At 72.1% G+C, this 20,530-nt stretch carries 17 protein-coding genes; 8 read left to right on the forward strand and 9 right to left on the reverse strand.

Features of this window, described 5'->3' with window-relative positions; all coding sequences use genetic code 11:
* Positions 1-43 precede the first annotated feature (43 nt).
* Positions 44-1,444: an NAD(P)-binding protein gene (locus ACFVTR_RS01725; RefSeq protein ID WP_387034304.1), complete on the reverse strand. Its 1,401-nt coding sequence runs from the start codon at positions 1,442-1,444 to the stop codon at positions 44-46.
* Between the two features lie 13 nt (positions 1,445-1,457).
* A complete protein-coding gene (locus tag ACFVTR_RS01730) occupies positions 1,458-1,853 on the reverse strand; it encodes a YybH family protein (protein WP_376941382.1) in 396 nt (131 codons plus the stop codon).
* A gap of 131 nt (positions 1,854-1,984) precedes the next feature.
* Between ACFVTR_RS01730 and ACFVTR_RS01735 the strand changes: the two genes are divergently transcribed.
* Together ACFVTR_RS01735 and ACFVTR_RS01740 are read left to right on the forward strand one after the other, a co-directional pair.
* Positions 1,985-2,794 carry an inositol monophosphatase family protein gene (locus tag ACFVTR_RS01735; RefSeq protein ID WP_387034305.1) on the forward strand — a complete coding sequence of 270 codons (810 nt, stop codon included), beginning with the start codon at positions 1,985-1,987 and terminating at the stop codon, positions 2,792-2,794.
* Between the two features lie 133 nt (positions 2,795-2,927).
* Complete coding sequence (locus ACFVTR_RS01740; RefSeq protein WP_387034306.1) at positions 2,928-7,445, forward strand: beta strand repeat-containing protein; 4,518 nt, start codon at positions 2,928-2,930, stop codon at positions 7,443-7,445.
* A gap of 75 nt (positions 7,446-7,520) precedes the next feature.
* Here the strand turns inward: ACFVTR_RS01740 and ACFVTR_RS01745 are convergent, their stop codons facing one another.
* Positions 7,521-8,108: a LysE family translocator gene (locus ACFVTR_RS01745; RefSeq protein ID WP_387034307.1), complete on the reverse strand. Its 588-nt coding sequence runs from the start codon at positions 8,106-8,108 to the stop codon at positions 7,521-7,523.
* A 119-nt stretch (positions 8,109-8,227) separates the two neighbouring features.
* Here ACFVTR_RS01745 and fosX point away from each other — a divergent pair, with 119 nt between their 5' ends.
* Positions 8,228-8,662: a FosX/FosE/FosI family fosfomycin resistance hydrolase gene (fosX, locus tag ACFVTR_RS01750; protein WP_387034308.1), complete on the forward strand. Its 435-nt coding sequence runs from the start codon at positions 8,228-8,230 to the stop codon at positions 8,660-8,662.
* Between the two features lie 7 nt (positions 8,663-8,669).
* On the opposite strand, the gene ACFVTR_RS01755 is transcribed toward fosX, so the two are convergent.
* Both ACFVTR_RS01755 and ACFVTR_RS01760 read right to left on the reverse strand, forming a co-directional pair.
* Positions 8,670-9,260, reverse strand: a complete 591-nt coding sequence (locus ACFVTR_RS01755) for a hypothetical protein (RefSeq protein WP_387034309.1) — start codon at positions 9,258-9,260, stop codon at positions 8,670-8,672.
* 71 nt (positions 9,261-9,331) lie between these two features.
* The gene (locus ACFVTR_RS01760; RefSeq protein ID WP_387034310.1) at positions 9,332-9,985 is read right to left on the reverse strand and encodes an FMN-dependent NADH-azoreductase; all 654 of its coding nucleotides are present in this window, start codon (positions 9,983-9,985) and stop codon (positions 9,332-9,334) included.
* Positions 9,986-10,079: 94 nt separating this feature from the next.
* Here ACFVTR_RS01760 and ACFVTR_RS01765 point away from each other — a divergent pair, with 94 nt between their 5' ends.
* From ACFVTR_RS01765 to ACFVTR_RS01775, 3 genes are read left to right on the forward strand one after another with little or no spacing between them, the layout of a single operon-like run.
* Positions 10,080-10,532: a MarR family winged helix-turn-helix transcriptional regulator gene (locus tag ACFVTR_RS01765; RefSeq protein WP_387034311.1), complete on the forward strand. Its 453-nt coding sequence runs from the start codon at positions 10,080-10,082 to the stop codon at positions 10,530-10,532.
* 18 nt (positions 10,533-10,550) lie between these two features.
* Positions 10,551-11,168: a phosphotransferase gene (locus ACFVTR_RS01770; protein WP_387034312.1), complete on the forward strand. Its 618-nt coding sequence runs from the start codon at positions 10,551-10,553 to the stop codon at positions 11,166-11,168.
* Positions 11,169-11,180: 12 nt separating this feature from the next.
* Positions 11,181-12,605 carry a hypothetical protein gene (locus ACFVTR_RS01775; RefSeq protein ID WP_387034313.1) on the forward strand — a complete coding sequence of 475 codons (1,425 nt, stop codon included), beginning with the start codon at positions 11,181-11,183 and terminating at the stop codon, positions 12,603-12,605.
* Positions 12,606-12,687: 82 nt separating this feature from the next.
* On the opposite strand, the gene ACFVTR_RS01780 is transcribed toward ACFVTR_RS01775, so the two are convergent.
* Together ACFVTR_RS01780 and ACFVTR_RS01785 are read right to left on the reverse strand one after the other, a co-directional pair.
* Positions 12,688-13,479 carry a CPBP family intramembrane glutamic endopeptidase gene (locus ACFVTR_RS01780; RefSeq protein ID WP_387034314.1) on the reverse strand — a complete coding sequence of 264 codons (792 nt, stop codon included), beginning with the start codon at positions 13,477-13,479 and terminating at the stop codon, positions 12,688-12,690.
* A gap of 48 nt (positions 13,480-13,527) precedes the next feature.
* Positions 13,528-14,835 (reverse strand): MFS transporter, encoded by a 1,308-nt coding sequence (locus tag ACFVTR_RS01785; protein WP_387034315.1) that lies wholly within the window; start codon positions 14,833-14,835, stop codon positions 13,528-13,530.
* 63 nt (positions 14,836-14,898) lie between these two features.
* On the opposite strand from ACFVTR_RS01785, the gene ACFVTR_RS01790 reads away from it, so the two are divergent.
* Together ACFVTR_RS01790 and ACFVTR_RS01795 are read left to right on the forward strand one after the other, a co-directional pair.
* Positions 14,899-15,507, forward strand: a complete 609-nt coding sequence (locus ACFVTR_RS01790; RefSeq protein WP_387034316.1) for a CGNR zinc finger domain-containing protein — start codon at positions 14,899-14,901, stop codon at positions 15,505-15,507.
* 222 nt (positions 15,508-15,729) lie between these two features.
* Entirely contained in the window at positions 15,730-16,371 is a 642-nt protein-coding gene (locus ACFVTR_RS01795) for a glyoxalase (RefSeq protein WP_387034317.1), read from the forward strand.
* 10 nt (positions 16,372-16,381) lie between these two features.
* On the opposite strand, the gene ACFVTR_RS01800 is transcribed toward ACFVTR_RS01795, so the two are convergent.
* Positions 16,382-18,013 (reverse strand): ABC-F family ATP-binding cassette domain-containing protein, encoded by a 1,632-nt coding sequence (locus tag ACFVTR_RS01800; RefSeq protein ID WP_387034318.1) that lies wholly within the window; start codon positions 18,011-18,013, stop codon positions 16,382-16,384.
* 287 nt (positions 18,014-18,300) lie between these two features.
* Complete coding sequence (locus ACFVTR_RS01805; protein WP_387034319.1) at positions 18,301-20,454, reverse strand: ATP-binding protein; 2,154 nt, start codon at positions 20,452-20,454, stop codon at positions 18,301-18,303.
* Positions 20,455-20,530 lie beyond the last annotated feature (76 nt).

The following is a 20,530-nucleotide window of genomic DNA, read 5'->3' on the forward strand; positions in this document are numbered from 1 at the left end:
ACCAGGCGGCAAGGGTGCTGGCCCTGAGTCGTTCGCAGAGGGCTCAGCCCGATCCTGCCCCGGCCCAGCCGCCGCTCAACTCCGCGAGGCGGGTCGCCCCCGGCCCCGAGTGGGCCTTCACGCGATCGAGGATGTCGTCGAGCTGAGCCGAGCGCGGGGCATCCCGCGAGATGCGCGCCGGATTGATCGCGACCGTCGACGCCCACGAGGAGATGTCGCGCTCCGAACCGAACGACCCCGCGTTGCGGGTGCCCACGGCCGTCATCCGCGCCCACGACGCTATCGAGTCGGGGTAGGGCGACGGCGGGCAGAGCCGGTTCTTCTCGTCGTCATCGGAACGCGTGGCCTCGACGTAGCCGGCGATCGCCGCCCCGAAGCAGGGGAAGCCCGCCCGGATCGGCTGGAGCGTCATCGCGCCGGGCGACCAGACCGGCACGAGAGGGCGGTAGATGAGGCCTTCGCCGGCGCAGTGCACGATGAGCGCATCGGCCGGGATGGTGATCGAGCCGTCGTCGAAGTGGATGCTTCCGCGTTCCACGCGGCGGATGTGCCCGAGGCGCACGACGTGCTCGATCGTGCGCAGCAGCTCGAGCTCCCACAGCGCGAGCGTGGGAGCCTTCGCCATCGTGGGCGTCACCGAACGGTCGACCCGCAGCATGATGCCCGCGTCCTCCATCCGCAGGAACAGGTCCTCGAGCGAGCTCGCCGCCTCGGCGGCCTCCATCATGTCGGCGACGAAGCCGAGGAACACCTCGGGCACGGGCTGCACGACGGCACGGTTCAGCATCCACGGGTCGCGGGGGCGCACCCACGTGATCGCGTCGGGGGCGACGCCGCGCGCCAGCAGCCAGATGCACGCGTCGGTCGCGGTCTTGCCCGAGCCCACGATCACGTACCGGCTCGGCGGCTCGTCGACGTGCGCGAGCTCGTTGACCGGCACCACCCGGGCGCCGTCGACGACCTCGAACGGCGGCGGCAACTCGGCCGGCACGCGAGGGGCGAGGTAGTGCGCGTCGACGACGCGGCAGCGCTCGGGCACCGTGAACCGCTCGCCCGACACCCGCGAGACGAAGGTGTGATCGCCGAGGTGCTCGCAGCCGGCGAAGAACTCGACCCGCCCCGACTCGAGCAGGCGCTCGGCGAGGATCCGCTCGTAGTACGCGCAGATCTCGGCCTTCGTCGCCCGCTCCTGGAGCCCCGCCTCCGGCCCGCGATGCTGCACCCGGCCGCCGCCGAGCAGGGTCGACGCGACGCCGTACAGCGCCGAGGCCTGATGCAGCCGCACGAACGGATACGCCTCGAGCCAGTGCCCGCCGACGCCGTGGCGCCGGTCGACGAGCGCCACCCGCACGTCGGGTGCGTGGTCGACGAGGGCGTCGACGAAGGCCATCCCCATGGCGCCGGCGCCGACCACGAGGTAGTCGGCCTCGACCTGGGTGGTCACGAGAGCTCCCCGGCTACCCGACCTTGTCGGCGTGCCGGTGCACGACCCGCCAGCCGTCGCCGTCGCGTCGATAGACCTGCGTGGCCCGCAGCGTGAAGCTGCGCGGCTCGCCGTCGATCGACGCCGCGACGCGTTCGTAGCCGACGGTGTAGGCCATCTTGCCGAGCACCTCGAACGAGATCAGGTCGAACTCGTAGTCGGCGCAGTTCGAGAAGCTCGTCGAGAGCTCGTCGAACGCCTCGATGAGCTCGGCGTGGTTCGAGACGTTGCGCCAGGCACCGAGCACCGTCACCGGTTCCTCCTCGGCCCAGATCGCCCGGCGGGGACCGGCGTCCCCGTCGAACATCGCGCGCTCCGCCCGCACGAAGTCGCGCTGCAACCAAATCAAGAAATCCTCGCGATCGGTCATGCTCTCAGGATCCTCCCGTCGGCGGCCGCGCACAATGACCCGGGCTGGATGACCCGCCCGCGACACGTGGCGTGGTGCGGCCGTCGCGCCGTGGCACGCCCGGCGCGCGCACGCACTGCTATCGTCGGCGCGTGACGCTCAGCGATGTAGACGTGGCGATCGCCGCCGCTCAGGCCGGGGCCGAGGTCGTGGCGCGCGGCTACGGTGCCGCGCACGCGCGGATCGCGAAGTCGGCCACCGATTTCGCCACGCAGGTCGACCTCGATGCCGAGCAGGCGATCCTCCGGGTGCTCGACGAGCATCGGCCGGCCGACGCACGCATCGGCGAGGAGTCGGGCGCCTCGGGCGGCGAGCTCACCGCGCGCCGCTGGTTCGTCGACCCGCTCTGCGGCACCCTGAACTACGCCGCCACGACGCCGCTCGCCGCCGTGAACGTCGCGCTGCGCGAGGGCGACACCGACCTCGCCTCGGCCGTCGCCGACCCGATCGCCGCCGAGCTGTTCTGGACCGATGGCCGCCGTGCGTTCCGCCGTGCGGGTGGTGCCGACGAGCCCCTCGCGCCGACCGCCCGCTCGCGCCTCGTCGAGATCAACTGCGACGGCCCGCTCGATCGACCGTTCGTCGGCGGTCAGCTCGTCGCCGACCGACGGCTGCGGGCGGATTACGGCCCACGGGTCATCTCATCGACGATGGGCGTGGCCTGGGTCGCGGCCGGTCGGCGGGCGGCCTACCTCTCCGACGGACGACTGCACGACAACCTGCACTTCGCCGCCGGGATCGCGCTCGCCGAGGCATCCGGCTGCGTGGTGACCGATCTCGACGGCGAGCCGTTGCGCGGTGGCCGCGGCCTGCTCGTCTCGGCCGATGCACCGACGCACGAGCGCATGCTCGAGCTTGTCGCGCCGCACCTTGCGGACGTTCGGGCCGCCGGCGCAGCGTAACCCGCGACCCGCACGACCCCCCCCGTTCTCGGGCTAGCGGAGCCGACCCCGACGGGTCGAGTGTTGGGGCAGTTCCGCGCCGAGCCCGACGGTTGCGGATCGACGGCGATGGAGCCGCCCGAGGAGGGCCCCCATGTCAACTGCGTCTCACCCGCGCACGGCCGAGGCGCGAGTCGCGCAGTCGAACCCGCGCACGCTCGCCCTCGTGCTGCTCGCCGTCGTGGCGATGATCGTGGCGCTCGCGACCCCCTCGGTCGCCGTCGCGGCCCCGACCGAGACGCAGCTGCAGGTCGCCTGCGCGCAGAAGTCGAACGGCCTGATGCGGGCGGCGACGAGCGCCGGCGACTGCCGGCAGAAGCAGGAGACGCCGGTCGCGATCTGGCCGGGGCCGACCTCGTTGTGCATCCAGCCCGACGGATCGGTGCGTCGCCTCTCGTCGGCGAAGCAATGCACAAGGCTCAAGCCGGCCGGCACCGTGCTCGTCGTGCCGACGACGAGCGGCCAGCCCGTGTACTTCTGCGCGCCGAGCTCGGGCGTGCTGCGCCGGGTGGGCGCCGCGACCGCGTGCCGCAGCGGCGAGCAGCGGTACGTGATCGGCAACCACGACCCGAGCGATCTCACCCTCTCGAACGACGACGTGCTCGAGAACGAGCCCGCGGGCACGGTCGTCGGCACCCTCGGCCTCGTCGACGGCGATCCGGCCGCGACGCCGGCCTTCGCACTCGTGAGCGGCACCGGGAGCGACGACAACGCGTCGTTCACCATCACCGGCTCGAGCCTGAAGACCGCGGCGAGCTTCGACTACGAGACGAAGGCGAACTACACGATCCGCGTGCGCGGTACCGACGGCTACGGCGGCAGCCGCGAGGAGGCGTTCACGATCAGCGTGGCCGACGTCGTTGAGGACGCGCCGCCCACCGCGGTCACCGACACCGCGACCGTCGAGGAGGACGGCGAGCCCACGACGATCGACGTGCTCGCCAATGACAGCAACTCCGACGGAGGGCCGATCTCGATCGACCAGGTCGGCGACGCCGCACACGGCACGATCGAGATCGCGGGCGATGAGGCATCCGTCACCTACGAACCCGACCCCGCATACTGCAACGACCCGCCCGGCACCACGACCGACGAGTTCACCTACACGCTCGCGCCCGGCGGCTCGACGGCGTCGGTGTTCGTGACGGTCACCTGCGTCGACGACCTGCCGGTCGCCGACGACGACGAGGCCACGGTCAGCGAAGATGCCTCCGCCACGGCGATCGACGTGCTCGCGAACGACGCCGACAGCGACGGCGGCCCGCGGTCGATCACGAGCATCGTGCAGCCCGCGAACGGCACGGTCGCCATCACCGGCGGCGGCACCGGACTCACGTACGAGCCCGACGCCGACTACTGCAACTCCCCGGGCGGCGACCCCGACGTGTTCAGCTACACGCTCACCCCCGGCGACGCGAACGCGCAGGTGTCGGTCACGGTGACGTGCATCGCCGACGCACCCGTCGCCGACGACGAGACGTTCGAGGGCTCGAGCGCGGCGGTCGGCAACACCCTCCTCGTCATCGACGACCCGAGCGACGGGGCGATCGACCCCGCCCGCCCGCACCTCCTCGTCGTGGGCGACCTGCTCGACGGCGACACCGACGGCGACCCCGGCACCGAGCTCGCGATCGTCTCCAGCGTCACCGTCACCGAGCAGGGCGGCACCGCTTACATCGAGGCCGACGGCGACGTCGCCTACCTGCCGCCCGACGGCTGCACCGCCACCACCGACGGTTTCGACTACACCCTCACCGACCAGGGCGCCGTGAACGCGCTCACCGACACCGGGCACGTGACCATCGCCATCAGCGACTGCGTCTGGTACGTCGACAACGCGGCCGACGGCAACAGCGGCAACGTGAGCAGGCCGTTCGACACGATCGCGCAGGCCGCCGCGGCGAGCAGCGCGGGCGACGACATCTTCGTCTTCCGGGGCGACGGCACCACGACGGGGTACTCGACCGCGATCGCGCTCGACGACGACCAGCAGCTCATCGGCGAGGCATCCGACCTCGTCGTCGGCGGCCGCCCCCTGCACCAGGGCGACCCGGCGAAGCGGCCCACGATCACGGCGTCCGCGGGAGTGTACGTCGTCGGCCTCGGCGTCGGCAACCGCGTCGCCGGGCTCGAGGTGCATCCCGTCACGGCGGGCAGCGGCATCGGCGTCGTCGACGTCGCCAACGACCCGGGCGGTGACGCGACCATCGACGACGTGCGCATCGTCGACACGGTCGCCGGCGGCATCGCGCTCGCGCTGCAGGGCATGACCGGCACGAACCTGATCGGCGACCTCGAGGTCGACGTCGTCGGCTTCGGCGTGTTCGTCGACTCCACCCCGAAGGTCGTGTTCGACCAGGCGGCGACCGTCAAGATCCGCACCACGGGGACCGGGTGGGCGTTGCTCGCGCGGCTCTGCAATCTCGAAGGAAGCCAGATCGACCAGATCGTCACCGCCGAGGTGTCCAACGGCGGCGGCGTCAACCTGCAGCAGACGACCGGCGCCCTCACGTTCGGCGACCTCGACATCCGCACGAACGGCACGGGCCAAGCGGCATTCAGTCTCAGCCTGACCGGCCCCGTGACCGTGCCGGCGAGCGCGACCGCAAAGATCGTCGCGACCAACGGCCCGGCGGTCCACGTCGGCGCGTCGTCGGGCACGTCGCTCTCGTTCGACGAGGTCACCGCGACGAACAACAACCTGTACGGCATCAACATCGACCAGATCGGTGCAGGCACGTTCTCGGCGGCGAGCGGCCAGCTCTCCGGAGGACAGACCGGCATGACCCAGTTCCGCGTGGTCGGCGGCAGCGGCGACATCTCGTACGGCGGCTCGATCGCGGACGGGCCGGCGACGACGAGCGTCGACATCCAGAACCGCACCGGCGGCACCGTCACGCTCTCGGGGCCGATCACCGACGGCAGCGATGCGGGCGGCGGCATCATCGTCGCGAACAACACCGGCGGCGCCACCGTGCTGTCCGGCCCGTCGAAGCACCTCGAGACCGGGGCCTTCGATGGAGTCGACTTCGGATCCTCCGGCGGGCACAGCCTCTCGATCACGGGCGGCGGCCTCGACGTCACCACGACGAGCGGTCGAGCGCTGGACGTGTACACCTCGGGCACCATCGTCGTCACCGGCACGGGAAACAGACTCGCGAGCACGACCGGCACTGCACTCTCGATCGCGCTGACCGGCATCGGGGCCGACGACCTCACGTTCGAACGCATCTCCTCGAACGGCGCGGCGTCGGGCATCGTGCTGGGCGTGACGGGCACCGCGGGCGGCCTGCACGTCACGGGCGGCGGCAGCACGGCCCAGGGTGGCGACGCCTCGGGCGGCACCATCGCGGCCGCCACGACCGATGCGATCAAGCTCGAGCGCACCGCGGATGTCTCGCTCCGCAACATGCGCATCGAGAACAGCGCCGGCAACGGCATCACCGGCGTCGACGTCGTCGGGTTCTCGTTCCGCGACGGCACCGTCACCGGGGCGGGCGACGCCGCAGGCGAAGACGGCATCGCGTTCGACGCAGGCCAGCTGTCGAACCTCTCTGGCGCGGTCGACATCTCGAACAACGTGCTCACCTCGAACGAGGCATCCGGCATCTCGATCGCCAACCGCGGGGGCACGATTTCGCAGGCGACCATCAACAGCAACCGCATCTCGGACGCGGGCGACCTGCTCACGCCAGGCTCGGCGATCGTCGTGTCGGCGACTGGCAGCGCGATCGGGGCGGCGACGATCTCGAAGGGCACGATCTCGGGCAACGTCATCAGCGACTTCCGCGCGGGCAGCGGCATCGTGTTGCGCGGCGGCAACACCGACGGCCCGACGCAGTCGATGCTGGGTGCATACCGGAACTCCGGGCAGTACATCGCGGTCAACAACAACCGCATGGACGGCGGCGACGGCGGGCTCGAACAGCAGCCCGAGCTCTTCGCCGACATCCAGGTGCTCGGAGTCGCACAGGCCAACTTCGACGTGTCGCGCAACGGCACCGAGGCCGATCCGATCCGCCATCTTGACTGCCGGGCGATCGGCGTGCTGACCGGCGGCACCGCATCCGTCTCGGTGAACATCTCGGAGAACGTCATCGCGGCCGGCAGCCGCAGCGGCTGCCCGGGCATCTCTGCGGAGGCGACCTCGCTCGACCTCGTCGGCGCGACGCTCAGGGCACAGGTGTACAACAACAAGGTCAGTGCGACCGGCGGTCCCGGCATCGCCGTGCAGGCCAGTGCCGCCGGCAGAGTGGTGGCGCCGATCCGCAACAATGTCGTGCTGGCACCGACCGGTGTCGGCTACACGGGCATCCTCGTCGGTTCGGGCTCGGTGGGCGGCACCGACGCCCAGCTGTGCCTGGGGATCACCGGCAACACCACGACGGGCAGTCAGGGCGGAACCCGCATTCCCGGCATCGGACTGGCGAAGCTCTCGACCGATCCATCGACGAACGACTTCGGCATCGAGGGGCTCGCGGGGACGGCGTCGCCCGCCGTCGAGAACCACGTGAACGGCCTCAACACGAGCGCTTCGGGCGACGTCGGCCTCGGCGGCACGTTGCTCACGGGCGCGATGAGCGGCTTCACGGCGTGCTCGGACGGGCCGTGAGCGCAGCAGCCGGATCCCGGCGGCGGCGGCGAGCGGCCTCGGCCGCTGGTTCGCTCGGGCCGGCACCGAACCGCGTCAGGCGGTCGGTTGTCGTTCGACGGCGAGCTTGAGGGCGAAACCGGCGAGCACGGTGCCCGACACCCAGCGCTGCACCCGCATCGCGAGCGGCCGCGCGCGCAGGAATCCGGCGAGCCGGCCCGCGCTCACGACGACCACCCCGTTCACGGTGACGCCGACGACGATCTGCACGGCGCCGAGCACGAGGAACTGCGACCACACCGGCTTCGAGGCGTCGATGAACTGCGGCAGGATCGCGGCGTAGAGCAGCGCGATCTTGGGGTTGAGCAGGTTGGTGACGAGGCCTATCCCGAAGAGTCGGGCGGGCTGGATCGGAGCGACGTCGGCCGGGTCGAACGCCGAGCGTCCGCCGGGGCGCAGCATCTGCCAGGCGAGGTAGCCGAGGTAGACCGCCCCGGCGATCTTCACCACGAGGAACGCCGCCGGCACGGCCGCGAACAGCGCCGCGAGGCCGAAGGCGGCCGCCGCGAGGTAGACCACGAAGCCGACCGCCGTGCCCGACAACGCGACCAGCCCTGCGCGGGTTCCCTGGCTGATCGACCGCGCCGCCAGGTGCACCATGTTCGGGCCGGGTGTCAGGGCCATCCCCAACTCGACGAGTGCCACGCCCAGTACCGCCGCCCAGCTCACAAGCATGCCTCTCCCAACGTCGACGACCATCGTATGGCGGGCTTGCCGCGGGTCGCCGCGGGTAGTCTGACGCGGTGACCAGCAGCGGCCTCAGCCATGTGACCTTCATCGTTCGCGACCTCGACCGCATGGAGCGCATGCTCACCACGGTGCTCGGCGCGGTGCGCGTGTACGACAGCGGCAGCGAGACGTTCTCGCTCTCTGCCGAGCGGTTCTTCCTCGTCGGCGAGGGCGACGCGGCGACCTGGGTGGCGATCATGCAGGGCGACGGCGGGCTGCCGCGCAGCTACAACCACGTCGCGTTCCAGGTCGAGCGCGGCGACCTCCCCGGTCTCCGCGAGAAGATCGCCGCGCTCGGGCTCGACCTCCGGCCGCCGCGCTCGCGCGTCGAGGGCGAGGGCGATTCGATCTACTTCCACGACGACGACGGCCACCTGTTCGAGCTGCACGCCGGCTCGCTGCGCGAGCGGCTCGCGGTGTACGTGCCCGACGCCGCGCCGGTCGAGTAGCCGCGGCTCAGCGAACGCCGGCGTCGAGTCCGGGCCGCCGTGCGTCACGGACGCCTCGCGCCGCGTCATCGGCGGCCGACGCCGCGAGGCCGAGCGCGAGCGACCGCACGCGGGCGGCGTACAGCGCGATCGCGAGGGTGGTGACGGCGTAGAGCACGGCCGCCTGCAGCACGTAGGCGGGGTAGTCGATGACCCAGAGCGGCGCCGTCGGGTCGCTCGCGCTCGCCGGGTTGTCGTGCACGTACGGCACCGCCTCGCCGACGAGGTAGCCGATCGCCTGGCCTGCGCCGTAGACGAGCACGAGCAACCCGAACGCCAGCCACGCCTGTCCCGTGCGGCGGCGCCATGCCTCGCGGGTCGACCGCAGCGCCGTGCGCGGCTCCCAGCGGCCGGCCACCGGCGTCGCCAGTGCGCTCAGCATGGGCGCGAGCACGATGGCGGTCGCGAGCAGCGCGAGGAGCAGGAGCATCCCGACCATCAGCAGCGACTCGCTGCCCGCGCGACTGCGCATGAGCTGGGGCGTGAGCATGAGGCCGGCGAGCGGCAGGCAGCCGACGGCGACGGCCGCCCACCCGCGCAGGAACGTGACGAAAGGCATGTCCCGAGCCAAGCGGATGCGGGTGGGCGGTCGGTATCGGGAGAACCCCCGAATGCTCGCCCCGGCGCCCGTCAGGCAGCCGCGGCTCGCGCGTCGCGCCCGAACTCGGCGCCGAGCCGTCGTGCCTCGGCATGCGCGGCGAGGCGTCCGGGCTCGGCGTCGGCGATCGCGAGGTTCGGCCGGAACTCGATCGAGTCGATCTCGTCGATGCCCGCCCACCGCAGCCAGCCCTCGAAGAACGGCTGCTGGAAGTCGGCGCCGAACGCGGGCGGCCGCCCCTCGCCGTAGACGGCGCTCGTGTAGACGACCGCGGCGCGCTTGCCCTCGAGCAGGCCCGAGTACCCGGTCTCGCCGTCGAAGCCGAACACCCAGCCGGGCTGGCTGACGACGTCGATGAACTGCTTCGCGATGTACGGCACGCCCGCGTTCCACATCGGCAGGCTGAACAGGTAGAGGTCGGCGGCGGCGAACCGCTCGAACGCGAGGCGTGCGCGGTGCCACGCGATCTCCTCAGCCCCTTCGGGCTCGTCGCCCGCGAACACCCGCATCTTCGCGCCGGCCCCGTCTGGGCCGAATGCGGGCAGCGAGCCGTCCCACAGGTCCCAGTGGTCGATGGATGCCTCGGGCGAGGCCTGTTCGAACGACTCGACGAAGCGCTGGGCGATCGCGAGCGAGTGCGACGCCTTGCCACGCGGCGAGGCGGAGAGGTGCAGGAGCGTGGTCATGGTCCGATCCCTTCAAGTGCGTGCGGACGCACATAACTGAGGTGAGCGAGTCTGGCATATGTGTGCGCACGCACGCAAGTGGTAGAGTCGGCGCATGTCGAACGACGCCGAACGCGCCTGGGAGTCGCTGCTGCGACTCCACGCCGCCGTACTGCCGCGCCTCGAGCGCGCCGTCGCGAGCGAGGGCGGCCTGCCGCTCAGCTGGTACGACGTGCTGCTCGAGCTCAACGACGGGGGAGGCCGGCTCACGATGGGCCAGCTCGCCGAGCGCGTCGTGCTGAGCCGCACCCGGGTGAGCCGGCTCGTCGACGAGCTCATCGCCGCAGGGCTCGTCGCCCGCGAGGTCAACCCCGATGACGGTCGCTCGGCCTACGCCGTGCTCACCGCCGACGGGCGCCGCCGCTTCCTCGCCGGGGCGAAGGCGTACCTCCCCGCGATCGACCGCGAGTTCTCACCGGTCGGCGCCGACGGCGTGCGCGCGCTCGCCGACGCGCTCGAGGCCGCACTCGTCGCGGTCGACCCCGACGCCCCGATCCGCAGGCGATAAGGCGATAATCTGACCCGGATGTCCGACTCGACCGCCCACGCACCCGCACCCGTCGCTCCCGACGTCCGGCCGACCGCTGTGCTCGTCGTCGGTGTTCCCGCGGCCGGCAAGTCGACGGTGGGTCGGCTGCTCGCCGAGCGGCTCGGCACCGCCGCGTTCATCGAGGGCGACGTGCTCTGGCAGATGGTCGTCTCAGGCCGTGAAGACATGGCCGAGCCGCCGTCGCCAGGCGCGCTCGCCCAGCTCGAACTGCGCTACCGGCACGGCGCGATGCTCGCCCGGTCGTTCGTGGATTCGGGCATCAGCGCGGTGCACGTCGACAACATCTACGGCGACGCCGTCACCGACCAGCTCGCCCGGATGGGTCGTCGTCGCGCCCTCGTGGTGCTGCGACCCGGCGTCGAAGCCGTGGTGCGGCGCGAGACCGAGCGAGGCACGGGCGCCTACGCCGGCTGGGTCGGCGACGGTTCGCTTGTCGACGCGGTGCACACATTCGACGGCTGGCTCGCCGAGACGCCGCAGGTCGGGCTCTGGATCGACTCCACCGACCAGGCGCCGGACGAGACCGTCGACGCGATCCTCGCGCAGTGGGACCGCGCCCTCATCGACGACCCGCTCGCCACCCGGGGCGCCTGAGGCGTGGCAGACATGGACGAACGCGACGAACGCGCCCAGTCGGGTCGCGCAGCCCGCACCGAGCGACGGCGTGCGACGCGCGACCGCACCGAGCGCGAGCTGCGCGACCTCCGCTTCGTCGAGGTGCCCGAGACGGTGTCGTCGGCGTTCGGGCGAACCGCGGTCGGCCTGTCGATCGCGCTCGCCGTCGGCGCGGGTGCGACGTGGGTGACGATGCTCATCGCCGCGATCGTCGGCGACGAAGCGCTCTGGCAGCTGACGCACGACCTCGACCTCGACGTCGACGCGTTCCTGCGGGCGACGGTGATCCCGCTGTTCGGGCTCGCGGCCGCGCTGGCGCTCGCGATCCCGCTGTTCGGCGCCCTCGACGGCGCGGCGGCATTGCGGCTGCTCGAACATCACGCGAGTGCCGAGCCGGGGCAGGTGCCGTCGTCGGCGCACCGCGTCCGCCTCGCGACCCTGCCCGCACGCCATGTTCGTCGCGCCGCCTTCGTCGTCGCCGTGATCGCGATGGCCGTCGGCGGGTTCTGCCTGCTCTTCGCGCTGTTCGACGAGGAGGGCCGCACGCCGATCGTGTGGACGATCATCGGTGTGAGCACCGTCGTGGTGCTCGGGTGGTTGGTCGTGCGCTCCTCACTCATCGGCGTCGAGGAGCGGCAGGAGTACCGGCGGGCGGTGCTCGAGTTGAGCTGGGCTCGCTCGGTCGTCGTCGCCGAGCTCTCGGAGAAGCGTCGCCGCGAGGCATCCACCGCGGCCGAACCGCCCGCGCAGCTGTTGCCGACGTTCACGCAGCGGATCGACCGCGCGATCGTCATCGCCGCGTGCACGCTCGGGGCGGTGGTCGCGATCTGGTTCGTCTCGGTGTGGCTGCGTCAGCCGTGCCGCCGGTGCGACGAGCGCTACTTCGACGACCCGGTCGAGCGCTTCATCGACGGGCTGAGCCTCTGGGGCGGCATCGCGATCGCGTGTGCGCTGGCGGTCACCGCGGTGCTCGTCGTCGTGCGGCTCGTGCTGATGCGGCGGACCGAGCTGGCGGCCGTGCAGTGGGTCGCCGACGGGCGGCCCCGGCGGGTGACCGAGGAGGTGGCCGAGTCGATGCTGCTCGGCCCGCGCGCCGGGCTCTGGACGTCGCGACTCATCGTGGCGGTGTTCACGCCGCTCGCCGCGTTCGTGGCGCTCGCGGCGCTCGTCGACCCCGAGCTGATACTCGGCGGGCCGACGGTCGTGATCGCCCTCGCGGTCGCCGTCGCGGCTCCCGTCGTCGCGGCGCTCGTGGGCATGGCCGACCTTCGCCGCGCCGTGCACGAACGCAATGCGCTGCGCAGCGTGCTGTCGCCCGGCGACCCCGACGCCGCGTCGATCGCAGCGCGCGAGGCGGCCGAGCAGCGCACGCGGGCGAAACGGGCGAGGCGGGCGCAGCGGCGCGGGCGGGGCTGACGGGCGACCTCGACGACGGCCGCTCGGCCGACGGCGTGCTCACCCCCGGTGGGCGCCGTCGCTTCCTCGCCGGCGCGACGGCCTACGCTCGGGGAGCGACCGGGGCATCCGTTCGTTCGTTCGCACCGCGGATCACGAACGCCACGCAGGCGAGACCCAGGAAGCCGGCAGTGAGTTCGACGACGTTCGCGATCGCGGCGAGGTCGCCTGCCTGGCCGACCGCGGTGGCGAAGACCGAGAAGTCCCAGAGCCCGTGCAGCACCATCGCCCAGATGAGCGAGCCCGTGACGCGTCGCAGGATGTAGAACACCGTTCCGGCGAGGAACGCCGAGGTCACCTGGATCACCGTGCCCGAGTCGGGCGCGCCGAGCAGGATGTTCACGAGGTGCGAGAGACCGAACAGCACCGAGGTGATGAGCCAGACCCAGACCTCGCGCAGCCGACTGCGCAGCGCCGTGAGCAGCAGGCCGCGGCTCACGAGCTCCTCGGTGAAACCGACGAGCAGCAGCGCGAGGGATGCGGCGAGGAACGCGCCGCCGTACGCGCTCCAGTCGGTGGCCGTGAGGTTCATGATCGCGGCGATCGCCGTGAGGATCGGCACGAAGATCGGCCAGCGATGCCGGCTGCGCTCGCGCTCGAAGAGCGCCGGGCGCCACCAGCCCAGCAGGGTCGTCGTGATCACGAGGAGCACCGTCGCGACGATGAGCGAGACGCCCGCCCCGAAGAACAGGTTTCCCGCGCTCTCGCCCCACGCGTCGTAGGGGATCCCGCTCGCCGCCTGGATCGTGATGACGAGCGCGAGGTACGCGAGCCAGATCAGCAGGCCGACCCAGATGCGGGGTCGGACCTTCAGCGGTGGCTCGGTGTTCGCCAATGGAAATCCTCTCGGCACGACGGGGTGCGGTCTCGCCGACAGTATCGCCTACTCGGTCGAGGTCATGACGGGCTCGCGTCGCTCGGCGATGGCGAGCTCCGCGGGGTCCTTCACCCGGGGCAGCGGGCCGAGCATCACCCAGATCACCGCTGAGAAGGTGAGCAGCACGCCGATCAGGATGCCGAGGCGGGTGCCGACGAACTCGCCGACGATGCCGCCGATGGCCGCGCCGAATGCGATCGTGCCGTACGAGACCCAGCGCATGCTCGCGTTCACGCGGCCGAGCATGTGGTCGGGCGTGCGGAGCTGCCGGATCGTGATGAGGATGACGCTCGAGAGCGTCGCGCCAGCGTCGCCGACCGCGAACACGAGGCCGAGAACGATGACGAGTGTCGGCGCGCCCCACGAGGCATCCGCGAGTGGAAGCACCAGCAGCACGAGGCACTCGGCGATCGCGGTGACGAGGATGGGGCGCCCCGCCCCGAACCGCCGGGTCAGCGGGCCCGCCAGCAGTGAGCCGGCCAGCGCCCCGGTCGCGCCGATCGCGAGGATGAGGCCGACCTGGAAGGCGTCGAGGCCGAGCTCGTCGACGGCGTGCAGCAGGAACAGCACCATGACCCACTGGATGAACGGGTTGTAGAGCGCCGAGAAGCCGAGGTTCGCGACGAGGTACTTGTCGCGACGCACGAACGACAGGCCGGCGCGCAGCTCGTCGACGAAGCGGCCGCGTTCGGTGGGCGGCGCCTCGGGCGCCCGGATGCCGCCGACCGCGAGTGCCGAGATGACGTAGCCGCCCGCCGTGACGAGCAGCGCGAACGGGGCGGTGATGAGCTGCACCAGCAGGCCGCCGACGCCCGGGCCGCCGACCTGCACGGCCGCCGCGGTCGCCGCGAGCCGCGAGTTCGCGGCGGCGAGGCCCGACGGCGCCACGACGCTCGGCACGATCGACTGGTACGACACCTCGAACAGCACGGTGAAGCAGCCGATCGCGGCCGCGAGCAGCAGCAGGGCCGGCATCGTCAGCACCCCGGCGACCGCGGCGACGATGATCGCGACGGTGAAGGCGGCGCGCCCCCAGTCGGAGACGACGATCATCGGGCGTCGGCGATGCCGGTCGACGAGCACGCCGAGCGGCAGTGCGAGCAGCAGGAACGGCAACCACCGGGCGACGCCGAGGAGGCCGAGCTCGAGCGCCGAGGCGTTCAGTGTGAGGACCGCGAGCAGCGGAAGTGCGAGCTCGGCGATCTGCGCAGCGGCCACCCCGGCGCCCTGCGCGACCCAGAGGCGCGAGAAGTCGGCCGACAGCGGGCTGCGTCGCGCCGCGTCTCGTCGACTAATGGATGATCGTGCAGACATGCATTACAGGTTGGCAGATGGAATCGAATGCGTAAAGTCGTGATTGCACATTAGAATCGATCCATGGCGGTTCCGGTCAGCTACCGACGGCGCGAGAGGCCCTTCGCGCAGATCGGCGGCGCCGTCGGGCTCGACCTCATGAACACCGTGTCCGAGCGCCTCGCCGCCGATCGCTTCGTCGACTACCTCGTCGACTACGACGACGTGCTGCGGTTCGTCGAGGAGTCGGGGCTCATCGACACCGAGCAGGCCGCCGCACTCCGCGCACTCGCGGCGGAGCATCCGGCCGACGCCGCCGACGAATGGGCCCGCGTGCGCGAGCTGCGCGAGACGCTCTACTCCGCCTGCTACGAGGGCGGGCCGACCGACCCCGTCGTGCGGCTGCACGCCGAGGCGGTCGCATCAGGCGCGCTCGTGTCAGCCGGCGACGGATGGGACTGGAGCTTCCCCCTCGACCTCGCGCTCCCGCGTCGACGCCTCGCGCTCGCCGCGGTCCAGCTGCTGCTGCGCGACGACCTCGACCGGCTCGCCCAGTGCGCCGACGCCGAGTGCGGCTGGGTGTTCCTCGACACCTCGCCCCGGCACAACCGGCGGTGGTGCGTCGCCGCCGACTGCGGCAACCGCAACCGGGTGCGCGAGTTCTACGCGCGCCGGCAGGCGACCTCGTCGTAGCCCGACGGCCGCGTCAGGCGAGGATGCCGCGGGGTGTCCGCCGCCAGGGATCCGACGGTCGGTCTCTGCGCGCGGCCAGGACCGCCCGGGCGACGGGTGTGGTCGTGTGGTCATGTGGTCGCCGGTCGTGTGGTCATGTGGTCATGTGGTGCGCCCTGCCGCCGACGAGGTCGTCTTCGGCAGGGGTTGACGCCGGTCGTGCGCGCGTGAATCGTGTGCCACATGAACACCGACCAGAAACTCACGACGATCCGCTCGGTCACGCTCGGGGTGCCGGACCTCGACGCGGCCGCTCGTTTCTACGACGATGCATTCGGTCTGGGTGAACGGCTCCAGCTCGAATCGTCGAACGAGCCGACGGGCGGCTTCCGCGGGTTCACGATGTCACTCGTCGTCGCGCAACCCGCTGACGTCGTCCACCTGTTCGATGCCGCGGTCGCCGCGGGCGCGACCGTGCTGAAGCCCGCCGAGAAGTCGCTCTGGGGATTCGGCGGCGTCGTGCGAGCGCCCGACGGCACGATCTGGCAGATGGCGAGCGAGGCGAAGAAGGACACCGCGCCCGCGACCCACCGGATCGAGCACGTCGTGCTGCTGATCGGCGCCGACGACGTGTCGGCCAGCAAGCGCTTCTACAGCGAGCGCGGCCTCGAGGTGGCGAAGAGCATCGGCGGCTACGTCGACTTCGACATGGAGGCGAGCCCCATCGGCTTCGGGCTCTACAAGCGGCGCGCGCTCGCGAAGACGGTCGGGGTCGCCGACGACGGCAGCGGCGCGCACCGCATCCTGATCCACGGCGACGCCGAGGCGTTCGTCGACCCCGACGGGTTCGCCTGGGCTCAGGTGTCCGACGCTTCGGATACCTGAGCCCAGGCCCTCATCTCTCGAGGTCGAGCCGCTCGCCGCCGAACCGCTCGCGCAGCAACCGGTCGTGCGAGACGAGCACGACCGCGCCGGCGAACCGCTCGAGCGCCGCCTCGAGATCCTCGACGAGGTCGGGGGAGAGGTGGTTCGTCGGCTCGTCGAGCAGCAGCAGCTCGTGCGGCTCGCTCACGAGCAGCGCGAGTTCGAGCCGCCGCCGCTGCCCGTACGACAGCGCGCCGACCGGTACCGCGAGGTCGCGCGGGTGGAACAGCCCGAGCGGCATGAGCCGCCCCTCCGCCGTGCCGAGATCCTCGCGGATTCCGGCCGCGAACGCCTCGAGCAGGGTGCGCCGGCCCGGCGGGATCGCGCTCTGCTGCCGCAGGTGCCCGATGCGGGGGGTCGCCTTCACGGTGCCGGCATCCGCCCGCAGCTCACCGGTGATGACCCGCAACAGGCTCGTCTTGCCGATGCCGTTGCGTCCGGTGATGAGCAGCCGCCCGCCGGGCGCGAGCACGAGGTCGTCGACGGATGCCTCGGCCACCCGCACTCCGGAGAGCACGAGCAGAGGCGCGTGCTCGGCCTCGGCTGCGTCGACGTCGACCGGTCGCGTCGGGGCGAACGCCCGGAACGAGAGCCGCTTCGGCGGGGCCGCGACCGGCTCGGCGAGCAGCCGCGACATCCGTGCCTTGGCGTTGCGGATGCGACCCATCGCCCCGTGGTCGCGACTGCGGGGCTTGAACGCGCCCGTGCCCATGCCGGCCTTGTCGAGCTTGCGGGGGATCGCGGCGAGCCGCCCGGCGTTCGCCGTGACGAGGTCGCGGTTGCGGGCGAGCTCGGCCTTCCACGTCTCGTAGGCGAGCCGGTGCCGTTCGCGCTCGTTCGCCTTCGCGACGAGGTAGCCCGGGTAGCCGTCGCCGTAGCGGGCGACCGAGGCGGCGTCGACCTCCCAGATCACCTGTGTGAGCGCCTGCAGGAACGCCCGGTCGTGCGTCACGACCACGACTGTGCCGTCGTGCGCGCGCAGCCGCTCGACGAGCCACTGCCACGCGTCGTCGTCGAGGTCGTTGCTCGGCTCGTCGAGCAGCAGCAGCTCGGGGTTCGCGGCGACGGTCGCCGCGAGTGCGACGCGTGACCGCTCACCGCCCGAGAGCGTCTGCCACGCGCGATCGCGATCGAGGCCTCCGACGCCGAGCGCTTCGAGCGAGGCGTCGAGCCGGGCCGGTGCGCCGTAGCCGTCGCGCGACTCGAAACGCACGGTGAGCGCCGCGTACTCGGCGAGGGCCTCGTCGAGCGCCGGGCCCGCGAGCCCCGCGAGCCCGCGCTCGGCGGCGTGCATCGCCTGTTCGAGTGCGCGCAGCTCGACCGAGCAGGCGTCGATCGCGTCGTCGACCGACGCACCCTCGGGCAGCTCGAGCACCTGGTCAAGCGTGCCGACGCCGCCGGCGAAGCGCGTGATCAGCTCGCCTGCGTCGGGGCTCAGCGCGCCCCCGATCAGGCGCAGCAGTGTCGACTTGCCCGAGCCGTTGTCGCCGATGACGCCGACGCGTTCGCCCGGCCGCAGCGAGAGCTCGACGCGATCGAGCACGATGCGGTCGCCGAAGCGCTTGGTCACGGCGTGCAGTGAGAGTTGGCTGGTCGGATACATGGAGTAGCTCCCTTCCCGGCCCGCTTCGCGGAGGACGCGAGCGCCGGTCGAGGCCTCGTCGGCGAACCCATGACAGGGTGCGCGCGAGCGTCGACGGCAGCGGGCCGAATGATCAGTGGTCGGTTGCGCGTCGAACAGCGGCGCTCAGCGCCGGCTGCGATCGATGCGGAAGCCGCGGAGCGAATGCTCGACACGGCTCACCACTCAGGAGTAAATCAGCGTACCCATCGCGACGACGGTAGCAGTTCGGGGCCGAACGCGGAAGGGCGGCGGAACGATGCCGGCCCTCAGCCCGTCACCGCGAGCTGCTCGAGGATCATCGCCTCGCGACGCTCATCGTGCACCGCGCGGGCGAGGTCGAGCGCCTCGCGCAGGAGGTCGCGGCGATCGGCCTCGGGCCCGCGCTCGGCCTGCATCAGCAACGTGCGGATCCAGCAGCGGGCGTCGCCGAACCGCTGGAACTCGTGCGCGAGCTCGTCGAGCTCGAGCGCCGGGTCCGCGCGGCCGATGAGCTGCTGCACCATCGCGGCGTGCGCGAGCTCGTGCTCGTTGTGCGACGCCCGCGCATAGTCGACGCACTCGGCGGCGAGCTCGACCGCCCGGTCGAGGTCGATGCCGGCCTCGGCCGCGGTCAGCGCCATCATGTACCGCGCGTTGTTGACGTGCATCGCGTCGCCCGCGCGCCCGTAGTCGTGCATCGCGGCCGCGAAGTCGACCATCGCCAGTTCGGGCGAATCGCGCCGGAGGGCCACGCCGCGCATCTGCCGGGTCGCCGCGAGCTCCCAGCGGTCGAGGAGTGCCTCGGCGAGCTCCTCGGCCTCCCCGAGCCGTGCGAGCGCGGTCGCCTCGTCGTCGAGGTACGCCGCCGCCATGCCGGCGAGGTGCAGCGCGGCGAGACGTTCGCGGTCGTCGCCCGCGATCTCGAGGGCGCGTTCGGCGAGCTCGGCGACGGCGTCGAGGTCGAGGAACGTCAGTGCGGTCCCCAGTGCGAGCAACTGCTGCGGCGTGGCATCCACGATCACCTCGGCGTCGTGCGCGACCGCCGCGAGCGTGCGCACGCTGTCGACGTCCGAACCGTACTGCTCGATGCCGATGCCGAGCGACGACGCCAGGTTGAGGGCGCTCGGATGCCTCGTGGCCCGCGCCCATCGCACCGCCGCGTTCACCTCGGGGCAGAGGATCTCGGAGGTGTGCATCGCGTCGAGGCTGTCGTCGAGTCGCGCACGGTTCGCGAACGGCACCACGATCGCCTCGATGAACGTCGCATGCCGCTCGAGCACCTCGTGGGCCAGCACCTCGTCGGTGCGGGCGCGCACGAAGTCGCGCAGCACCTCGAGCAGCCGGAACCGCCGCGGCGAGCCCCCGATCGCGACGATGAGCGACTGGTCGAGCAGCCGCACGACGGTGCCGTCGGCGCCCGGGTGGGTGACCGCGAGGGCGAGGTCCATGTCGAAGGTGCGCGGCAGGGCGGCGAGTCGGCGCAGCACCTCCTGCTCGTCGGGGTCGAGCAGGTCCCAGCTCCACTCGAACGCGGTCTCGAGGGTGCGGTGCCGTCCGCCCGGCGCGGCGCGATCGAGCGTCGCGAAGTCGCGCTCGAGGCGTTCGGCGAGCTCGGCGAGCGAGAGATGACGGGCCACGGATGCCGCGAGCTCGATCGCGAGGGGGAGTCCGTCGAGCCGCGCGCAGATGCGGGCGGCCTGCTCGCGCTCGGCCTCGCTCGGCGGCACCGCGACTGCGCCGGGGCCGAGGCGCTCGAGGAACATGGCGACCGCGGGCGAGTCGGCGCCGTCGACCTGCAGCGGGGCGAGGGCGACGACCTGCTCGCCCGCATCGCCGATCGGTGTGCGCGAGGTCGTCAGGACCCGCAGCTCGGGCGCGAGCGCGCTCGCCCGGGCCACCACCTCGCCGACCGCGGCGCCCACCCGGTCGACGTTGTCGAGCACGAGCAGGTACGGGCGGGTGCCGAGCGAGGTCGCGACGGCCCCGAGCGCGTCGATGCCCGGGGTCGATTCGAGGTCGAGCGCCCGCGAGATGCGGGCCACGACGTCGACGGGCTCCGCGTGCTCGAGCTCGACGACGACCGGCGCACCCGCGAACGAGCGGGCGAACTCGAGGGCGAGCCGGGTCTTGCCGACCCCGCCCGGGCCGGTCACGGTGACCCAGTGCCGTCCGTCGACGGCCGCGCCGAGACGATCGAGGTCGGCGTCGCGCCCGACGAAGGCGTCGTCGGGCACCCGCACCGAGGTCTCGCGCAGGGCGATCGACGCCGCCATGAGTTCGGCGCGCGTCTCGGCGGCGAGCTTGCGGCGCAGGCTCGCGACATGGCTCTCGACCGTGCGCACCGAGATGAACATCTCGCTCGCGATCTCGGGATTGTTCAGCCGTCGCTCGATGGCGGCGAGCACGGCGCGTTCACGGGGTGTCAGACGGGGGTTCGACACGGTGACATCTTCGACGCGCGACAGGCGGGCGGCATCAGTGCTCACCCTGTACTGATGCCGCCCGCCCGTCGCGTGG

The organism is Agromyces sp. NPDC058126 (genome assembly GCF_042884595.1).
Lineage (GTDB): Bacteria > Actinomycetota > Actinomycetes > Actinomycetales > Microbacteriaceae > Agromyces.